General features: G+C 43.6%; 14 protein-coding genes and 1 pseudogene. 7 read left to right on the forward strand and 8 right to left on the reverse strand.

The genetic code is table 11. The features are described 5' to 3' along the window. The first annotated feature begins 244 nt into the window (after nt 1-244). The 5 genes and pseudogenes from KTR07_RS25995 (at nt 245) to KTR07_RS26015 (ending at nt 6,145) form a co-directional block, all read left to right on the forward strand. Nucleotides 245-1,121 (forward strand): annotated as a pseudogene (locus KTR07_RS25995) (helix-turn-helix transcriptional regulator). A 120-nt stretch (nt 1,122-1,241) separates the two neighbouring features. After that, nucleotides 1,242-1,946, forward strand: coding sequence for a succinate dehydrogenase/fumarate reductase cytochrome b subunit (locus tag KTR07_RS26000; protein WP_008761733.1), 705 nt, complete (start codon nt 1,242-1,244; stop codon nt 1,944-1,946). Between the two features lie 37 nt (nt 1,947-1,983). Then, nucleotides 1,984-3,963 (forward strand): fumarate reductase/succinate dehydrogenase flavoprotein subunit, encoded by a 1,980-nt coding sequence (locus KTR07_RS26005; RefSeq protein WP_008761732.1) that lies wholly within the window; start codon nt 1,984-1,986, stop codon nt 3,961-3,963. Between the two features lie 36 nt (nt 3,964-3,999). Continuing rightward, on the forward strand, nt 4,000-4,755 hold the full coding sequence (locus KTR07_RS26010; protein WP_008761731.1) for a succinate dehydrogenase/fumarate reductase iron-sulfur subunit: 756 nt from the start codon (nt 4,000-4,002) through the stop codon (nt 4,753-4,755). A gap of 160 nt (nt 4,756-4,915) precedes the next feature. Then, nucleotides 4,916-6,145: a DUF4934 domain-containing protein gene (locus tag KTR07_RS26015; RefSeq protein WP_008767326.1), complete on the forward strand. Its 1,230-nt coding sequence runs from the start codon at nt 4,916-4,918 to the stop codon at nt 6,143-6,145. Nucleotides 6,146-6,216: 71 nt separating this feature from the next. Here the strand turns inward: KTR07_RS26015 and KTR07_RS26020 are convergent, their stop codons facing one another. The 8 genes from KTR07_RS26020 to KTR07_RS26055 all read right to left on the reverse strand — a co-directional run bounded on the left by KTR07_RS26020 (nt 6,217) and on the right by KTR07_RS26055 (nt 16,223). Next, nucleotides 6,217-7,743 (reverse strand): sulfatase, encoded by a 1,527-nt coding sequence (locus KTR07_RS26020; protein WP_008767327.1) that lies wholly within the window; start codon nt 7,741-7,743, stop codon nt 6,217-6,219. A 234-nt stretch (nt 7,744-7,977) separates the two neighbouring features. Continuing rightward, complete coding sequence (locus KTR07_RS26025) at nt 7,978-8,820, reverse strand: helix-turn-helix domain-containing protein (protein ID WP_008767328.1); 843 nt, start codon at nt 8,818-8,820, stop codon at nt 7,978-7,980. Nucleotides 8,821-9,018: 198 nt separating this feature from the next. Next, nucleotides 9,019-9,993: a fimbrillin family protein gene (locus tag KTR07_RS26030; RefSeq protein ID WP_008767329.1), complete on the reverse strand. Its 975-nt coding sequence runs from the start codon at nt 9,991-9,993 to the stop codon at nt 9,019-9,021. A 50-nt stretch (nt 9,994-10,043) separates the two neighbouring features. After that, nucleotides 10,044-11,006, reverse strand: a complete 963-nt coding sequence (locus KTR07_RS26035; RefSeq protein WP_181981951.1) for a DUF5119 domain-containing protein — start codon at nt 11,004-11,006, stop codon at nt 10,044-10,046. A 7-nt stretch (nt 11,007-11,013) separates the two neighbouring features. Then, nucleotides 11,014-12,291, reverse strand: a complete 1,278-nt coding sequence (locus KTR07_RS26040; RefSeq protein WP_008767331.1) for a DUF3575 domain-containing protein — start codon at nt 12,289-12,291, stop codon at nt 11,014-11,016. Between the two features lie 271 nt (nt 12,292-12,562). Continuing rightward, nucleotides 12,563-13,060, reverse strand: coding sequence for a DsbA family protein (locus tag KTR07_RS26045; protein ID WP_008761725.1), 498 nt, complete (start codon nt 13,058-13,060; stop codon nt 12,563-12,565). A 959-nt stretch (nt 13,061-14,019) separates the two neighbouring features. Then, the gene (locus tag KTR07_RS26050) at nt 14,020-14,241 is read right to left on the reverse strand and encodes a DUF4248 domain-containing protein (RefSeq protein ID WP_008761724.1); all 222 of its coding nucleotides are present in this window, start codon (nt 14,239-14,241) and stop codon (nt 14,020-14,022) included. 470 nt (nt 14,242-14,711) lie between these two features. Continuing rightward, nucleotides 14,712-16,223, reverse strand: coding sequence for a putative Ig domain-containing protein (locus KTR07_RS26055; protein ID WP_062694141.1), 1,512 nt, complete (start codon nt 16,221-16,223; stop codon nt 14,712-14,714). A gap of 107 nt (nt 16,224-16,330) precedes the next feature. On the opposite strand from KTR07_RS26055, the gene KTR07_RS26060 reads away from it, so the two are divergent. Both KTR07_RS26060 and KTR07_RS26065 read left to right on the forward strand, forming a co-directional pair. Further along, entirely contained in the window at nt 16,331-18,439 is a 2,109-nt protein-coding gene (locus tag KTR07_RS26060; protein WP_008767334.1) for a hypothetical protein, read from the forward strand. Between the two features lie 13 nt (nt 18,440-18,452). Continuing rightward, nucleotides 18,453-19,508 (forward strand): hypothetical protein, encoded by a 1,056-nt coding sequence (locus tag KTR07_RS26065; protein ID WP_008767335.1) that lies wholly within the window; start codon nt 18,453-18,455, stop codon nt 19,506-19,508. Nucleotides 19,509-19,630 lie beyond the last annotated feature (122 nt).

Genomic DNA, 19,630 nt, shown 5'->3' on the forward strand with positions numbered 1-19,630 from the left:
CTTTTATTCATTTTAGTTGATACTTATAGTAGTCAACCAAATCCAGGGTAAGACACAGATAAAAATGTATTAATGTATTAAAGAACGCCATTCAGGAGTCCGTGAAACTTCAAAGTTGTGCAAACAAAACCAATAAAGACAATCATATCCCCGTTTCTGCTAAAACATAATGGAAGAAAGAATTTTATTTTCACAAAAAACGACTATCTTTGTCCCTGTAGACAACGATTCACGGATAAAACCCATGTCAAAAGACTCACTTTGTGCTCAACATACAGATTGCTCAGGATGCCCCAAAGCGATGGAAAGTACTCTTATTCACAGAAATCTGCTCAGAGGGCAGCATATTCCGAAGGATAAGTGCACGCAAAACTGCATGCTCTTTATGATCGAGGGCGAATTGCTGATCAACAGTGACGAACATCCCGGAACGACACTACACGAGAAACAGTTTATCCTGCAAGCCATCGGCTCAAAATACGAGATACTGGCACTGACGGACGTATCATACATCCTTTTCTGGTTCAACGAACTGCCGTTGCTATGCGAAAACCGCTACCGTGAAATCATCGACCAGGCAGAAGGCCCGCTGACCTACACCCCAATGGTGATGAACCCGCGCCTGTTCTATCTCATCAACGACGTAGCCGCATACCTTGACGAGTCGACTCCCGCCTGCGGCAAATATATCGACCTGAAATGTCAGGAGATGGTGTATATGATCACCAATTACTATCCCCTGCCCCAGTTGAGGGCTTTCTTCTACCCGATCAGCACCTATACGGAAAGTTTCCAATACTTTGTCATGCAGAATTACAGCAAAGCAAAGAACGTCGAAGAATTCGCACATCTGGGAGGCTATAACACCACCACCTTCCGCCGTCTCTTCCGAAACTTATACGGCGTGCCCGTCTACGAATGGATGCTGGAGAAAAAAACGGGAAGGCATCCTCGAAGACCTACAGCACTCTAATATGCGGATTACAGAGATTTGCAACCGGTATGGTTTCGACTCGCTGTCCCACCTTGCACACTTCTGCAAAGACTCCTTCGGAGACACCCCGCGCGCCTTGCGCAAGAAAGCGGCCAATGGCGAAAAAATCGGAAAGATCACCGATTAAGGAATTATTTCTTTAATTCTTTGGTCAATCAATCTATTTCCCCTATTTTTGCAGTCTGTAAGAGGTGTAAAACGTCGAAATTTTAGTTCTAACAATTAAATAATTTAAATTCAATCATTTATGTGGTTAAGTAATTCATCTGTAGGAAGGAAAGTGGTGATGAGCGTTACCGGTATCGCCCTTGTCCTGTTTCTAACATTTCACATGGCGATGAACTTAGTTGCAATCATCTCGGCTGATGGTTACAACATGATTTGTGAGTTTTTGGGAGCAAACTGGTATGCGCTGGTAGCTACCGCAGCACTGGCTGCTCTTTTCATTATTCACATCATCTACGCGTTCTGGCTGACAATGCAGAATCGCACAGCGCGCGGTAGCGAACGCTATGCAGTAGTCGACAAACCGAAAACTGTAGAGTGGGCTTCTCAAAACATGTTGGTGTTAGGCATTATCGTTATCGTAGGCCTCGGTTTGCACCTCTTCAACTTCTGGGCAAAAATGCAGTTGCCGGAACTGATGCACAACCTGGACATGCACGCTGATACACTGACGCTAGCTTATGCGGCAAACGGTGCATATCACATCCAGCAGACATTCTCTTGTCCGGTTTATGTAGTGCTCTACCTCATTTGGCTGTTTGCTTTGTGGTTCCACCTGACTCACGGTTTCTGGAGCTCCATGCAATCACTGGGATGGAACAACAAGGTATGGATCAATCGTTGGAAATGTATTTCTAACATCTATTCTACGATTGTAGTACTCGGTTTCGCACTCGTAGTAGTGGTATTCTTCGTGAAATCACTCCTTTGTGGCGGTGCTTGCTAAATAGTAAATTGTAAATGATTAAATTGTAAATAATATTATGATCAAGATAGATTCAAAAATTCCAGAAGGCCCGGTGGCTGAGAAATGGACCAACTATAAAGCTCACCAGAAATTGGTGAACCCCGCTAATAAACGCCGTTTGGATATCATCGTTGTGGGTACGGGTCTGGCAGGTGCTTCTGCTGCTGCATCCCTCGGTGAAATGGGTTTCAGAGTATTCAACTTCTGTATTCAGGACTCTCCGCGCCGTGCACACTCTATCGCTGCACAGGGTGGTATCAATGCTGCAAAGAATTATCAGAATGATGGTGACTCCGTTTACCGTCTGTTTTACGATACAGTAAAAGGTGGTGACTATCGTGCACGTGAAGCCAACGTTTACCGTCTGGCCGAAGTATCCAACGCTATCATCGACCAATGCGTAGCCCAGGGTGTTCCTTTTGCACGCGAATACGGCGGTACACTGGACAACCGTTCTTTCGGTGGTGCACAGGTATCACGTACGTTCTACGCTAAAGGCCAGACCGGTCAGCAACTCTTGCTGGGTGCTTACTCCGCACTAAGCCGTCAGGTAAACGTAGGTACGGTGAAGTTGTTCACCCGTTATGAAATGCAGGACGTTGTAATCATCGACGGACGTGCTCGCGGTATCATTGCCAAGAACTTAATCACCGGCGAACTGGAACGTTTCGCTGCTCACGCCGTAGTAATCGCTACCGGTGGTTACGGTAACGCTTACTTCCTGTCTACCAACGCTATGGGTTGTAACTGTACAGCTGCTATCTCTTGCTACCGCAAGGGTGCTGTATTCGCTAACCCCGCATACGTTCAGATTCACCCGACTTGTATCCCGGTACACGGTGACAAGCAGTCCAAACTGACTCTGATGTCCGAATCTCTGCGTAACGACGGTCGTATCTGGGTTCCGAAGAAGAAAGAAGACGCTATCAAATTGCAGAAAGGCGAAATCAAGGGAAGCGATATTCCTGAAGAAGACCGCGACTACTACCTGGAACGCCGTTATCCGGCATTCGGTAACCTGGTTCCGCGTGACGTTGCCAGCCGTGCAGCTAAAGAACGTTGCGACGCAGGTTTCGGTGTGAACAACACAGGTCTGGCCGTATTCCTCGATTTCTCTGAAGCTATCAACCGCCTGGGCATCGATGTAGTGCTTCAGCGTTATGGTAACCTCTTCGATATGTATGAAGAAATCACTGACGTTAATCCGGGCGAACTGGCAAAAGAAATCAGTGGTGTGAAATATTATAATCCGATGATGATTTATCCGGCTATCCACTACACAATGGGTGGTATCTGGGTAGACTACGAACTGCAGACTACCATCAAGGGTCTGTTCGCTATCGGTGAATGTAACTTCTCCGACCACGGTGCAAACCGCCTCGGTGCTTCCGCATTGATGCAAGGTCTGGCCGACGGTTACTTCGTATTGCCTTACACTATCCAGAACTATCTGGCAGATCAGATTACTGTTCCTCGTTTCTCTACTGACCTTCCGGAATTTGCCGAAGCAGAAAAGGCAGTTCAGGCTAAGATCGACAAGTTCATGAGCATCCAGGGTAAAGAATCAGTTGATTCTATCCACAAGAAACTGGGTCACATCATGTGGGAATACGTAGGTATGGGACGTACGGCAGAAGGCCTGAAGAAAGGTATCGCCGAACTGAAAGCAGTCCGCAAGGAATTCGAAACCAATCTGTTTATCCCCGGTTCTAAGGAAGGTATGAACGTTGAGCTCGACAAGGCTATCCGTCTGTATGACTTCATCACTATGGGCGAGCTCGTTGCTTACGACGCATTGAACCGTAACGAAAGTTGTGGTGGTCACTTCCGTGAAGAATACCAGACTGAAGAAGGAGAAGCAAAACGTGATGACGAAAACTTCTTCTACGTAGCTTGCTGGGAATATCAGGGTGACGATGAAAAGGCTCCTGTATTGATCAAAGAACCGCTGGTATACGAAGCTATCAAGGTTCAGACCCGTAACTACAAGAGCTAATCGGTGAAGTTAAACATTTAAAAGAATTAGACGAAAATGGATAAAAATATATCATTTACACTGAAGGTATGGCGTCAAGCAGGCCCGAAGGCTAAAGGCGCTTTTGAAACCTACCAAATGAAAGATATCCCCGGTGATACTTCCTTCCTCGAAATGCTGGATATTCTGAACGAACAGCTGATCAGCGAAAGAAAAGAACCGGTTGTATTCGACCACGACTGCCGCGAAGGTATCTGCGGTATGTGTTCTCTTTACATCAACGGACATCCGCACGGTCCTGCAACAGGTGCTACTACTTGCCAGATTTACATGCGTCGTTTCAACGATGGTGACACCATCACTGTTGAGCCTTGGCGTTCGGCCGGTTTCCCTGTCATCAAGGACTTGATGGTAGACCGTACTGCTTATGACAAGATCATGCAGGCCGGTGGTTACGTAAGCGTTCGTACAGGTGCTCCGCAGGATGCCAACGCTATCCTGATCCCGAAGCCCATCGCTGACGAAGCTATGGATGCCGCTTCTTGTATCGGTTGCGGTGCTTGTGTAGCTGCTTGTAAGAATGGTTCTGCCATGTTGTTCGTTTCGGCAAAGGTCAGCCAGTTGAACTTGCTTCCGCAAGGTAAACCGGAAGCTCTACGCCGTGCGAAAGCTATGTTGTCCAAGATGGACGAACTCGGATTCGGTAACTGTACCAACACCCGCGCTTGCGAGGCTGAATGTCCGAAGAACATCTCTATCAGCAACATCGCCCGCCTGAACCGCGACTTCATCATCGCTAAACTGAAAGACTAAGCGTGAGCTTGATTTGATTAATAGCATAAATCCCCCGTCGGCGTTAGCTGGCGGGGGATTTCTTTTTACTGACCAATTATTTATAGATAGCTTGTTCATTATCCGTTTTTTATTCTTTTCTTTGTGACATAAGGCCAGACAATCAAATAAATTAAATACGATGAATAAATTATTGCTGATATGGATAGTAGTCTTACTAACCTCATGCATCACAAATCAGGAGAATGCCAGGGATACATTATTTGTAAATCTTACGGATGCAACTGATTCCCAAAGCCTAAAGTTATCTGACTTCGGAAATACTGTACGTTATGTACCTTTGGAAACCAACGAAGTATGCCTGATAGGAAACAATCCCCATATAGCGCTGCTGGAAGACAAGATTGTGATTGCTACTAAAGACCAATGTTTCTTATTCCACAAACAGACCGGGAAGTATATATGCAGTATAGGCCATATCGGTGATGATCCAAGTGGATATAGCTCGACAAATTACTGGATAGATGATGCAGGTCTTTTTTACTTCTTTCGCGCACCGGACCAGTTGCTAAAATATAATCAGAAAGGAGAAATGACCGGGAAAATTCAAATTCCACATATACCTGCCGCACCCGACTTTTTCGCGTTTTCCGACTCTACCATTATTGCCCATTGTAATAGTAGTATAGGATTGGAATCCAGCAACTCTTTGCTTTTCCTCAACTCCTTTGGAGAAAAGCTGGATTCAATTCCCAATTTATTAAAATCGCCCTCTATCCCTTCTCCGGATAATATATCCAGCCTTTCTATCATAAAAAGAGGAGCAGGTTTCTTTGGAAATCTGGGAAGAAGAGGGGTAATGATTATCAAAGATAAGGAGCAAGGAGAATTACTGCTGCCTCTCTATAATCCCAGCCTATGGTCGTCCGAGAATGAAGTACGTTTCAGAGAAACCTTCACAGACACGATATACACAATTAAAAACAGGAAACTATATCCATATATGGTTTTTCATACAGATACAGATCATTCATCCGCCAATCCTTTATGGTATAGTAATCCGCAAAGTATCTACGTAGCTTATGTATTGGAAAACACACATTCTGTATTTTTTCAATACGTAAAAAACAAACAAGTCTATAATGGTTTGTATAATAAAGAAACACAGCAAACTAAGTTTGCAAAGTGCCAGCAATTCATTGTTGACGATCTCACTTCAGAGCAGGAACTGAAAGTTGACCTGTCGGCATTGTGCAGTTATAAAGGAGAATATGGATTTATTCTGGAAGCTGCCAGTATTCCTGATGCTTCTCAAAAACAATCTGACAATAAAAATGAGAATATTCCCCATTGGATGAGCCAATTGGATGAGGATGCCAATCCGGTCATAGCAATTGTATCTGACAAATGATATATAATTCTGTCTGTTTTGCCTAATAGATATGCTTTGGCAAAACAGACAGTTGAAATAGTAGCACCTATTTAAAAGTAAACAAAAGGCTTCAACTCATTTCCTTGTTTATCCACCGGATAAAGAGCTCCTTCCTTTTCTAGCCGGGCGGACATTTCCCGAATCATCTCTCTGCATTGATCCGGATGTGCGGCAGACAGCTCATTCCTTTCTTCCGGATCGTCTTTCAGATTGTAAAGCAAGGCTTTGGGTTGTTTCGGAGTCTCGGGAAGATAATAATAAATCAGTTTCCAGTCGCCCATGCGATAGGTGGTGAAGTAGCTGCCGCGGTGTGCGTGAGGGAAGTGCATCAGGAAAGACTCGGGACGCTTCTTGTCCACCTTACCGCTCAGTTGCTTTTTCAGATCGAATCCGTCTATCACGTAGTTTTGGGGAACTTCGCATCCTGCCACAGACAGAACAGTCGGATAGATATCCATGATTGTGCCCAACTGTGTCTGCATACTTCCTACTTCAATAGGCAAGTTCTTCTGTACTTTGCTCTTCTTCTCAGGCTTGGCCCAAGCTGCGATGAAAGGAACACGCATACCACCTTCAAACTCCGTCCCCTTTTTACCTCTCAGCGGAGCGGAAGAACCATAGCCACGTTCATCTCCCAATGGAGCATCACCACCGTTATCTCCTAAAAAGAGAATCAGCGTATTTTCGGCAATTCCCAGCTTTTCGAGTTGGTCCATGATGTCGCCTAATGATTTATCCATGCCTTCTATCAATGTAGCAAAAGCTCTTGCCTGCTCGTTCTTATCCGGGTCGGTGTAGCGTGACAAGAAACGTTTGTCTGCCTGGAAAGGTGAATGAACTGCGTAATGGGCCATATTCAGATAGAAAGGTCGTTTTTCTTCTACGGCTTTGGTGATCTCCCGATTCGCTTCTATAGTCAGCGCTTCACTCAGGAAGGTATCTGTACCGTGATATTTCTCCAGGTCAGGAACTGCTCTAATCTTCTGTCCCTTGATATGCCCGTATCCCCATTCGCCATAATAGCTGCCGGGATGTCCAATGCCGGAACCTGCGATATTTACATCAAAGCCGATATTCAGCGGATTCTCTCCTTCGCTTCCCATACAGCCGAAATGTGCTTTTCCTACATGAATGGTTTTATATCCGGCTTGTTGCAGGACTCTCGGCATGGTAGGCATATCTTTTCTGAGACCTTTCCAGTTCCATTGGGGCGGTCCGAAAGGATTCCGGTTGTTGCTCTCAGCATTAATCCAGTTAGTGACTCCATGCCTGGTCGCATTCTGTCCGGTCATGATGGAAGCTCTGGAAGGGGAACTCACGCTCTGTGCGTAAAAAGTAGAGAAACAAATACCCTGTTTAGCCAGTCTCTCCATATTCGGAGTATGATACCAGTCATTCAGCGGATGACGCACCGGCTGACCACTCTCATCTGCGATAAAAGGAACCGACGTATCCATAAGTCCCATGTCATCTACAAGGAAGACAATAATATTCGGGCGTTCCTGAGCCACCCCGCAAACGGAAGATGCCAAACCACCCAATACACAAAATTCCTTAAAAGCTCGTTTTGTTCTCATTACATAGTATTTATGATTTATATCCTAGTTATTGTACGTGTCGCAATAGATTTAAATTTACTGAAATAAAAAGTTTAATTTCCGTATCCGCCTTGTCATGGCTTTATTTGAAGTGATCCGACTCTATAATAAAGATGTATTAGACTGATTTTAAGGGAAACAGCAGCAATATACAACAAATGCACTATGCTCACAAAGAAAAAAAGATTATTTGACGTTCTCTCTGAAAAATTATCAGATGGTCTTTTTGTTTGTTCTTAGCATGCGTGGAGAAGCACCGAAGAATTTCTTACAGAAATTGGAGAAGTGTGGCAGAGATTCAAAGCCATATTTATAGCATATTTCAGAGATACTGTTGTTTGTATTAAGCAACTCGTCCAAAATACCTTCCTTACGTCGCGCCTGCATCCATTCGTATACCGGTTCGTGGAATACATTATTGAAGATACGCCGCAGGGTACTGACAGTATAGCCGCCAAGTTGGGCAAGTTCTTCCACTGTTTTTACTTTCTTATAGTTTTGAAGGATGAAGTACTGGAAAGTGGAAGTGTATTTAGAGAGTGGATGTACCAAGCTTGCCAAATCATAGTCTGAATAATAGTACCCCAATACAAATGCCAGTTCCTTGCGCTTTAACGACAGCAAGTCCCGACAAACTTTACTTTCACTCAAATAGGATTTAGAGCCATCCAAAAAATATTTCAATTCAGGGATTATCTTTAATGGTGAATAGATTAATGGTGAAGACACCTCCTTCATAATATGATTGAAACGGAAGTCACAGAATAGTTCCGGCTGAATGAAACGATAATAAATACATTCGCACTCAGTCATGGCAAGCATCTCAAATTTTGAACCGATAGCCTGAAGAATAAATTCACCTGCTCTCAGCATCGTACCTGCATATTCTTGACTATTAACCAATACCTCACCTCTTATCAAAAAAAGGATGAAGTTTTCCTCACATTTCCGGACTGGTTGGTGATAGCCTCTTGGATGAATAACGTGAGCAATAGCATTGTCTACGGCTTTCGGGCAGTTCTGACAATCCCAAGTACCTTGACAGATAGATGACATATATTTGTGTTGGTGTTTGATTTGTTCCTGTTGGCCAACAAATGTATATGAAATCTTTTATATGACAATGAGAAAGGGAAGAAATTTATAAAATCACTCTCGTTGCAATATGTCGTAACGAGAATGATCTTATAAATTCAAAACTACATAAACTGGTATAAAAGACTATAACCTGAGAAATATTATTCTATTAATACATTAAACGCTAGGTTCGGTAGTTTCAGGCTTTTCAGTATCCCATTTAGCAGCTGTCGCTTCGATCTTTACTTCTTCACCACCAACCGGTAAAGTCAGCTTATACAAAATTTTAGTTCCAAAAGCCCATGCTGTGGTAGACTTCAAAGGAATCTCTTTTGATCCTTTAAATATATAGCTATCGCCCTTCTTTGTGTTATACCTAATCGTTATTTTAGCATCAGTAATATCTTGTGGTATCAACATCAGTGCATTACCAGGAACAATGGCACTTGTCCCGTCAGTAAAATCACCTAAAGTATATGTATACGTCGCTTCAGTGCCTTCTGGCGTCCAATCGCCAGTGTCAGCTCCTGTATAAGCAAAGGTTCCTTCGCCTTTAATGCCACTTATTGTAACAGCATTATCAGCTGCAAATTCGTAGGTATAATCTGTACTTCCTTTAATCACCTGAACATTAATTTGAGTCAATGCATGTTTAAAATTTAACGAAACAACTGGTGCTGTTTTATCCGTTTCCTTAGTCTGATTCAACACGGACGAAATAACTAAGTCTTTTTGATCGGCAGCCGTATCCCCTACTTTATAAGTAAATTTAGGATATCCCGCAATAGTACCATCAGGACCAGTATATGTAACTCCATCTGACGGAGAATAAGCAAAAAACTGTAAATTTTCATCTAATGGCCAGTAATACGGACCTCCTGCTACTGACCAAGTACTAGCATAAGTTGCCTTATTAGCTATCCATGCTGAAGACGGAAGAACCGCAGTAGTAGACATTTCTGTCGTTCCTGTATTATATGCATAAACCTGGAAACCAGCATTTTGTAAACCTTCTGTATCAAGTGCAGTTGCTCTAGTTACTGCTGTACTAAAATTAATTTCCGCCTTTTGTCCCGGATTCTCAAACTCTTCACTCTGTGAACAACCTGTAATTGTTGCAACTGCTGCAATAGCCAATAAAATCTTTTTCATAATTGTATTTTTTAATTCGTTAATATTGTTATATTTGTTTATGTTTAATCTCACTCAACAGGCAGAACCACTTCATCCTCATCGCCCCAATCACCAACATCTCCACCAATACCACCACCTCCGCCATCCGGATTAGTAGTCGGCTTCTCAACCTTAACCTTTTCATCAAGTGGCAACTCTATTTCCGTGGGAGGTTCATCAACATTTCCTCCTCCACTACCTCCACTCTCAGAATAAGTAACCACCTCCGTTATATCAATCTCCGCTTTCTGCACGGTTTTATCTACTTTAATAAAAGCCAGTGTCAGCTTTATCTTGTCACCTGCCCGGCTTATCGCGGCCTCCGGCATTCCAAAAGCAGTAAAACTACCCGTTACTTCACCCGAACGCCCTTGCGCCTCAAAGTAAATAGGAGCATCGCACATCATCCCGCAACATCTGCCCAAACAGTAACAACCCGCCATACCTTCCACACTGCCTACAATTGAAGAAACATATTCCAGTCCTTCCACCTTGATCTTGAAAAAATAGGTCTTTACCACTAATTTCGGTTTCCAATCCAGTAGAAGCTCTTCTTCACTGTTCGCTATATGTAAATCATCGATCTGCACTACGTATAAGGGATCAGGTCCCCATACCATTTTCTCCGTTCCCGCTATTCCCAGACCATTGCAATAGCCTGTAAATGCTTCAATCGTCTCATAGGCTTCCTCTCCTCTGATCTGCACCGTTTCAGTGTCGTAGTTGTAAGCCACTACCGAGTAACGCCCCGGCGGCACCTTTACTTTTCCACCTCTTACTGAAAGGTATGTATCAATCTTTCTGCCTTCCGCACTCTTCGGATAAAAAATCACCCGAACCCCTTCCGGCAACTTATCGGTAACACCGTTCCAATCTAACTTTATATCTACCCCGCTTACGGGATAATCATCCAATAGTTCGCGACGGCTACATCCGGTCAGCATCAGCAGCGAGGACAGAAGCACAAGAAGTATGTATCTTGTATCTTGCATAACGTCCTTATCTCCCTCTTTTTATCAGCCATACCAGAGAGACTTTCGCCTTGGTAGGACCTATAAAGTTATAACGTCCACTAGTTGTCCACACGATATCCCCCTCGTAAGGAGTATATTTCTTATATTCTGTTGTCAGATACCCGATGCCGAAGCTAAATTCGAGCGACAGATGGCGAGCCAGTTGCCGCGCATACCCGTAGGTCACTCCCGCAGCTCCGTAATAATCGCCCCGGTAACCGTCGCCCTTCCACTGGAAATCGTAAATTCCACCTTCAGCATAAAGCCCAACAAAATGCCCTGTCAACCGGTTGCGCTTCTGACGATTGCCCAACCAGCAACGTCCTTCCACTCCTCCCGAAAGAAGCTGATAACAGAAATCATGTTTACTGTTCAGCCACCACGGACATTTGTATTCAGCATTTAAAGACCACCTTTTGCCTACCGGAATCTCTACTTCCAGATTTGGCGCCAACGCCAAATCGTACAACAGATTATTCTTCACTGCAAGCACCGTTTTACTTTCAACCGGCCCTTCTGCCTCCGACACTACCACCTCATAAGCCATACTCTCTTTACTTTCTCCCTCCGGCTTATCAGGTTGATCGCTCGGAAGCGCCTCTTCCTGCTTTGAAACAAACAATCCGGAGACAGAAGATACCGGTTCAAAAATATTCTTTTCCATTTCCGGAACTTTGCGGACAACCGTAATCTCAGCGCGTCTCAACTTAGGTAACACGTTGCGGACAATATATCGGTAAGCCATTCCCTGATTCAACTTCTGCAACAGTTCTTTTCGCTTCACGATGTTATCCCGATGATAATCTATCAACATCAAGACTTCTTCCCGGTCCGGCAAGTCTGAATCCGACGCCACCAACTTACGAAGTTCAGACCAGTCTTCTCCTTCAGAAGTAAGTTTAATCTTTTCGACATCAACATACGGATAACGTTGCCTTAAGAACTCTCTCATCGAATTGTTTCTTCGGACAGATAATGCGGCATTGTAAACCGAATCTCCGTCAGGCGATACAAAAGTGACCACATTGAGCGCAGTGATATATCTTGAATTTATTCTTTCCTCAAGCAAAGAATCTAAAACATTAATTTCTTGATTATTAGTTTTATAACAGGAATCAACATCTGTTTCTTCCTGATCGAAATATATCACCACCCGCCTGATAGTGTCACTCGCAATCGTGAAAACCGGAACCACTGCATACACACTTTCTGATAAAGCAAGAAATGCCATGAGAATAACGCATGTATAGATTCCGTGTTTCATAATTGTTCGTTTCTGTGAACAAATATAGAAGTTATAATATAAACTAAATCATACTAGCAGAACAAAAAACAGGACATGGAAGGTTCTGTGAAACGATTGGAACGAATTTGCAAGTTTAGAAGCAAATAAGGAGGAAACAATAGATACACCAAGGCATTATATAAAGAAAAAATGCACAGAAAATCGAGTATAACCGATTATCTGTGCATTTGCAACTTTTCAATAAGCCTTTCCCACGCTGTCTGCTACCTAAAAAGAAAGTACAGAAGATTTATACAGTCGGGTCCGGCGCTTCTTCATCACCCTTTCCTCCGTCTCCACCGGGATTAGGTTTTACGCTACCGCTGCCATTGTTACTACTTCCGTCCGTATAGTCCGTATCCAACTCCGCACGACGGGTAATACTCATATCATCCAACGTGGTCTTGAATATTTTTCCAGGATAGAAAAGGATCTTTCTTTGGACGATTGACTTAGATGATACTTCCTTCTCGTCATCCGCACTCTTAGCGCGAATGGTAGGGCTGAAGATGCCGAACTCACCCATCTGAACACTCTTTCCGTCGTCAATGTCCTCCGCCATCATATCGACAAGACCGCTGACGACCAGATCCACAACTTTGCGGTGAACTCCACAAAGACGGCTCACCTTGCCACACATCTTGGAAAAACTTACTCTGCCGGAACGAACCGACTTTGCTACATACTTTTCGTTTTTGTCCTTGTCAAAACCGAACACTCTTTTTGTTACTACATACTCTAAAGCCATAATTGTTAAAGTTTAAATGGTTAAAAAAATAAAGGTTATCTGTTTGCCATTCCGTTTTGTCTGAATGACTCTGCAAAGATATAACAGGGCGCAAACCGTCCAGTCCCCTTTAGTCCCCCTTGTGTCTCCTTTCAATGGCTTTAAAGCAGTAAATATCCTAAAGTAATTCGCTTATTTTCAATCGACTATACAGATGAATATTTTTTTTCCAAAGTGCGTTCATTGCTGTTTCTCCAAATAGAGTCTGTCGGTTTCCAGTCTCCATATACCGACATACCCCCGCCCGCAATCAGTAGAGAAGGAGCGCTTCGAAATACAATTCTTTACCTGCTTACTCAGAGTCTCACTATCTCCCAATGGTCAAGTAAACATTTCCAATGTATCTTTACCTATGACGAGATATTCCCCTCTTTGATCTGTTGCCTTAACCTGTATGCAGATGCCAACATACAAAAAGATAATAAATAGAAAAGTGTGCTTTCTCATAGCTTTATAATTTTAGAAAACCGAATATACATATATATAATAGAGCAATAATACTCATTTCGGTATTTATCATATGCGAATAAACGAATTATTCTGTTTGCTCAAATAGAATTACGTACAAATTAGCTGCATTATAGTATAACCAACGAAAAAGCAACATGATACTTTGTCATACAAAACGGTCTATGAGAGAAAGGTAAAAATAGTCATGCAAATTTACCAATATACTAATCCAATGAATACGATACTGCCTTCTCCCGATTTACCCACAATGAAAAACATAGACACTGTATACTAAAACCGTATTTGAGTTTCTAATAAATTCTTTCATCGTTTATTAGAAACGGTTCCCAAGTTTATTAAAAACGCCGATACGCCTTTCAAATCTCTTTTTCTTGAATTTATGCAACAAGAAAGGCTGCAAACTCCGTAAAAGTTTGCAGCCTTTTGCTCATTGCCGGGCTACTTATGCCCTAATCCTCATAAGGATCTCCTAGATGTTTTGTTATGATCTTATACTGTTTTGATGTCAAAAACCGATGATTGTACGGCAAGTAACCTGTCGGTATAAGTTCTTTGACCAACGGGTTACAACCTTTAATCCATCGGCTGAGACAATGCACCGCATTTTTACTCGTTGTACATCCGGGGAAGTACATCGCAGCCAGTGCAGCAAAAGATAAGATTCCTCTCATTCGTTTCTAAGTTTTGATTTGAATTTTATTGTTGTTATTACGACTACAAATATACAACATAAAAAAGCCTTTGTCAAGTCCTCAAGACCTTCGAGCGTTAATAACAAATTAAAGAACTGGAGTACTGGCACATAAGCAAGGATTGCATCGTCAATGACTAACAAGTTTGTTACTAACAACTTTGTTAGTAACAAACTTGTTAGTTAATAAAAAGGCTGAGATTCCTCAATTCAGACCCATTGTGTGCGATAACAGTGAAAATCCGTGAAAGAAATCAAAAGAGACGCAAATACAAGAATATTATTTGGAAGGAATAGCAAGAAGACTTACATTTGTCATGTGATTTTTTTCATAGTATTAGATTTAAGGTTAACAAAGGTTGGAGCAAGGCGTTGCTCCTTTTTTTATGCCCCAACCTTTCTTTATTTTACCTCAGAGATTTATTACTGTCATTCCAGTACTGTCATTGACTATTTTTTCGGCTTTCCACAGATATAAACCTTGCATTGGTAAGGCGCCAAGTCCACCATTATGTTATTCGCAGCATTTTCCATAGAACGGCTGTCAAGGCTATACACCTGCTCCAAAGACAGGTCTTCCACCGTTTTTGAATTTAATTCTATAGTACGTGGAGTATCCGCCCGGTTAAAACAAGCTACCGCTTTGCGACCGTCAGCCAACGGCTTTACCCAAATATCATAATGATCTGCACGGATGCTGCGCTCCGCCTGCTTGCCCAACACATCCTGGTTGATAGCAATCAGGTCCCTATCCAACAGAACCTGCAATGTACTGTCATTCATACTTCGCACGTCATTTCCGCAAAGTAATGGAGAAGCCATCATACACCATAATGCAAAATGAGACTTATACTGTTCGTGGGTGCAACCTTCCGATTCATATCCGATACTCATACTCTTACCACCGATACCAACTACCAGCATATCCGGATCATTCCAACCGGAAGGACCGCCATATTCACTCAAAGGAGCATTGATTTCAAGAATATTCAGGATACCACGAAGCCCGCCCAACTTGTTGGCTTCCCGGTTCCAGACATCGCCTATATCTCCCGAAACGCGCCACAAATGTCCGCCTACCTGTTTTGCCCATTTCCAAGGTTCGCGCTGTCCCCACTCACAAATGGAGAACACGATGGAACGTCCCGTACCACGCAACGCCTTTCCCATCTTTGCATAGCGCTCCATAGCCTCCACCCGGTCGACAGGAGCATTGCAATAATCATACTTCAACAAATCGACACCCCACGAAGCGAAATCTTTCGCATCCACTTCTTCGTAGCCGTAACTGCCGCATACACCGCCACAAGTCTTATCGGCTGCATCCGAATAAATTCCGAGTTTGAAACCGCGCTCGTGCAGATAATCTGCCACATACTTTATTCCACGCGGGAACTTATCTTTATTAATCTGCAAATGTCCGTCAGCTCCCCGTTCGGGCAACTGCCAGAAGTCGTCGATGTTAATATAGGAATAGCCTAAATCCCGCATTCCGTTGGCTACCAGCGCATCCGCAGTTTGCAAAACCAACTCTTCGGTGAGATGTCGCCCGAAAGTATTCCAACTGTTCCAACCCATGGGAGGAGTCAGCAACAGGTCATCACCAATGCGGATCACGAGCTTTTCCGTACTGGTCCCCAATGCGTTCTTAGCTTTAAGAGTGACGGTATATTCACCTTTAGAAGCTACTGATCCTGTGATAATCCCTGTTTTCGAATCCAGTTTCAATCCTTTCGGAAGTTTCTCCGCACTCCATTCCATCGGCCGCTGACCGGTAGTAGGAATATAAAAGAGGAAAGGACTGGCAGGATAATTGCCAATCGCCCGGGGAGAGTTAATACATGGTTTTCCTTCAAAAACCTTTTGAGAAGCATCCGGTAGAGAGATATTTCCGGCAACAGATACGCTTGCTACAAAAAGAGCAAGAATAGACAAAATTACGATACAACGTGTTTGATTCATAGTTGTTTGTTTTTTATTACGCCACTAAGATAAGGGAAAAAAAGCAGGATGAATGGTGATAAACATTTTTTTTATACCTTTGCCGCCCGCAAACTAAAAAAAGAAATATGATATTCCACAGAATCTTTCGTTTCACCTATTTTCTTATTTTCTGTATATGGGGACTGCAAAGCTGCACCAAAGACGACTTAATAGAAACGCCGGCAGACACAGACAGCGAAACAACAGAGAACCCGTATGGAATAATCCGGATAGCAGAGAAAGACCTGACTCCGGATGTTTTCAAATTAATGCTTCAGGATGATGAGCCTGCCACGATTCTATTCAATAACACCCAGCGGGGATTCAGAGTAAACCAGCCCCTGCAAGTCAGCATCACCGAGCAGCAAGAGTTATTTATCCGTTTCTATTCGCCCCGTCCTGTCAAGGAGGTGACTGTGTGGGCAACCATCAGCGGATATGAAGAAGCATTCCAACTGGCAAAGTTCGATGTGCTCCCAGCTTTCACTGAATTTCATAAGGAACTGCCGATGCTGACGCAAAGCAAGCGTTACATCACCCGTTCAGGAAAAGAAATCCAGATTATGGCAAATCCACACCTGTCCGCAGCCGACTTCAAACTGGAAATAGAATGTAATGACAAATACTATCAAAAACTGCTTTCCACCAAGTCCAAATACAACGTACGTTTCTCCGCCTATAGTCAGACCGGTTCATGGGCCTATCCACTTTATCCGGCTCACGCCCGGGAAGCGGTAGCAATGATGCTGAACTACGGCTATATGTTCTCGTCAAAGGAATTTGCCGAAGAACTGGAAAAATACAGAGGCAAACTGCATAGTGACGCCAACAAAACTGTTATTGACATCGATATGCTCCTCAAAAAAGTAATCAACCACTCCGGCTTCGTTATCGGGAAAGTGACAACCGTAGACGGACTGGGAGGCGGAGAAACTTATGGACTCAACGAATGGTGCTTTCTGGAACACTACGCAGACGACGGAGCGCACACCAGCGCCACGTTTCACGAGTTGGGTCATTGCCTCGGCTACGGGCACAGCGGAAACATGACTTACGAACAAACGGGAACCGGATGGATTACCCTCTGCGCCACCGTATACAACAAACTATGCATCGAAAAGAAACTTCCGGTGTACTCACGAAGATTCATGCACACCCGCCGCTATGGCAAACTTTATGGCAGCTCAAAATACAACGCTTCCCGATACATCATCGAAGACCCTGAACTGGATGCAATCGACGGTGGACTATCGCCGATATTGAAAGAAGAGGATGAGGATACTGCGCAAGGAACACCACTCTCCTGCATCATCACCTACAAAGATATTCCCCAAGCCACGGAATCGACTTTTGCGCCCAAGGATGTCTGTGTATATGGCAACCGAATCTACATCGTGAACAATGCCAGCGGAAATTTCAGTCTGGAGATTCTGGAAGAGCAGAACGGCAAACTGACGCACATAAAAAGCCTGAAAGAGTGGACGGAAGGAGGGGCAACAAAGGGATTTGCCGCAACACCGAACGGCGTGACCGTAGCCCACGGTAAGATTTACGTTACAAACGAACAAAGCCGGACTGATATTTTTGATGAAAAGACTTTTGAACTGGTGGCAACCATCGGCACAGGCTCTTGGGGAGAAGGAAGCAACCAAACGGTTCATGCTTTCGATGTACTGGTACACCGGGGATGCGTGTTTATCCGAGATAAGAAACGGGTATGTGTATTTATCGAAGACGATATTGTCCCCGGAAAAAGCTTCAAAAATGTGCCCAATTATTGCCGGACATCGAATATGGGAGAGGCAATGGGTACTTACGGGCAGACAATCGGCAACGACGGGTTACTTTATACCACCCACCAGGGAAATAAGAAGATTTATGTATTCGACCTTCAGGCAATGCGCGAACAGGTGGAATGGAAAGCCCAACGGGTCATTAATCTGACCTCTTATTCGCCGTACGACATTGCATTTATCGGCAAACGAATGTTCGTCTCCTTTGCTACAGACAAGAATCAGCCTATCGCCCTGGCCGAAGTCAATCCGGAGACAGGGACTGTGATTAAGGATTACACAACTGTCGAAGGACACACCTTCAGTAACGTGGAAAAGATGTCAATGGCACGGCAGACATTGTTCATAGTAGACCGGAATGCACATACAGTAACGGGAATCCCTGTAGAAAAGTTGAATTAAAAAAGAAGAAGACATGAGAAAAGAAAAATTATATACCGGATGTCTGTTACTAATGGCATTAATCACAGGTAGTTGCTCGGAAGAAGAAAACCCGGAAGTCCGCTCGGCTACAAAACCCGCAGAGCCATATACAAGCTATTATTACTATTCATACGAAGCGGCACGACAGTTATCCGCCACAGACTTCGCCTTGGCTGAAGGTCAATTCACCCCCGGACCTACTTACATAAAAGGAGATACTCTTTTTGTAGCCAATATTCAAAGCGGAGCTTTTAGTCTGGAACTTTATGACCGGAACAAGAACCGACATCTGGCTTCGCTCAAAAGCTGGAAATATAAAGAGGCAGAACAGAAGTTTCCGGATAAGATTGAAGCGATCGGAATATCCGGTAACCGGCTGTACCTTGCAAACATAAGTTCCCGAATAGATGTATTCGATGTACGGACGCTGGAGTTCATCACACGCATCGGCACAGGTAACTGGGGAGACGGAATCAATCAGATGGTACACTCTCACGCTATGGCTATCACACCGGACGGAAATATCATGATTCGTACCAAAAAGAATCTGTTAGTCTACCGGGAAGCTGACGTAACTTTGGAGAATTATCAGAAAGTTCCTTTCTATTGCCGCAGTAAAGGAGATGGAATGGATGTGAATAACGGTTTCCATTCTCATCAGATGGTGCAGGATTCCACCGGTATCGTTTATCTTGCTGATTTCGGGCAATACGGCAATCAGAAAATTCAAGCCATCGACACCACACTGATAGAAAAAGGAGATCAGAAGATACTGATTGACACAGAAAAAACGCTCCCTCTGAGCTTCAATCCCTGCGGCATCGCGTTGCATGAAAATCGAATGATTCTATCTGCCCAAAACGGGTCTCTATTTATCTATGACCGAACCAAAGGGAACTGGGAAAACAGTTTTAAGTCCGTCAAAGGATATACTTTTAAGAAACCCGAGAAGCTGCTGGTAGACCAAAACACTCTTTGGGTCTCGGATGTAAACGCCCAAAAGCTGGTAGAAGTAAAAATCTATAAGAATGAAATACGGGAATATTAATTAAAAATCCATCCTCGCCACAAAGATAGTTGTAGCGAGGATGATTTCGTTAAAAGGGGAGTTTTGGCACATTTACATTTGCAGTATTAAATATCACAACAAAATATAAGTGTATATTTGAA

Source organism: Bacteroides sp. MSK.20.82, assembly GCF_019052485.1.
In the GTDB taxonomy this organism is placed as follows: domain Bacteria; phylum Bacteroidota; class Bacteroidia; order Bacteroidales; family Bacteroidaceae; genus Bacteroides; species Bacteroides thetaiotaomicron.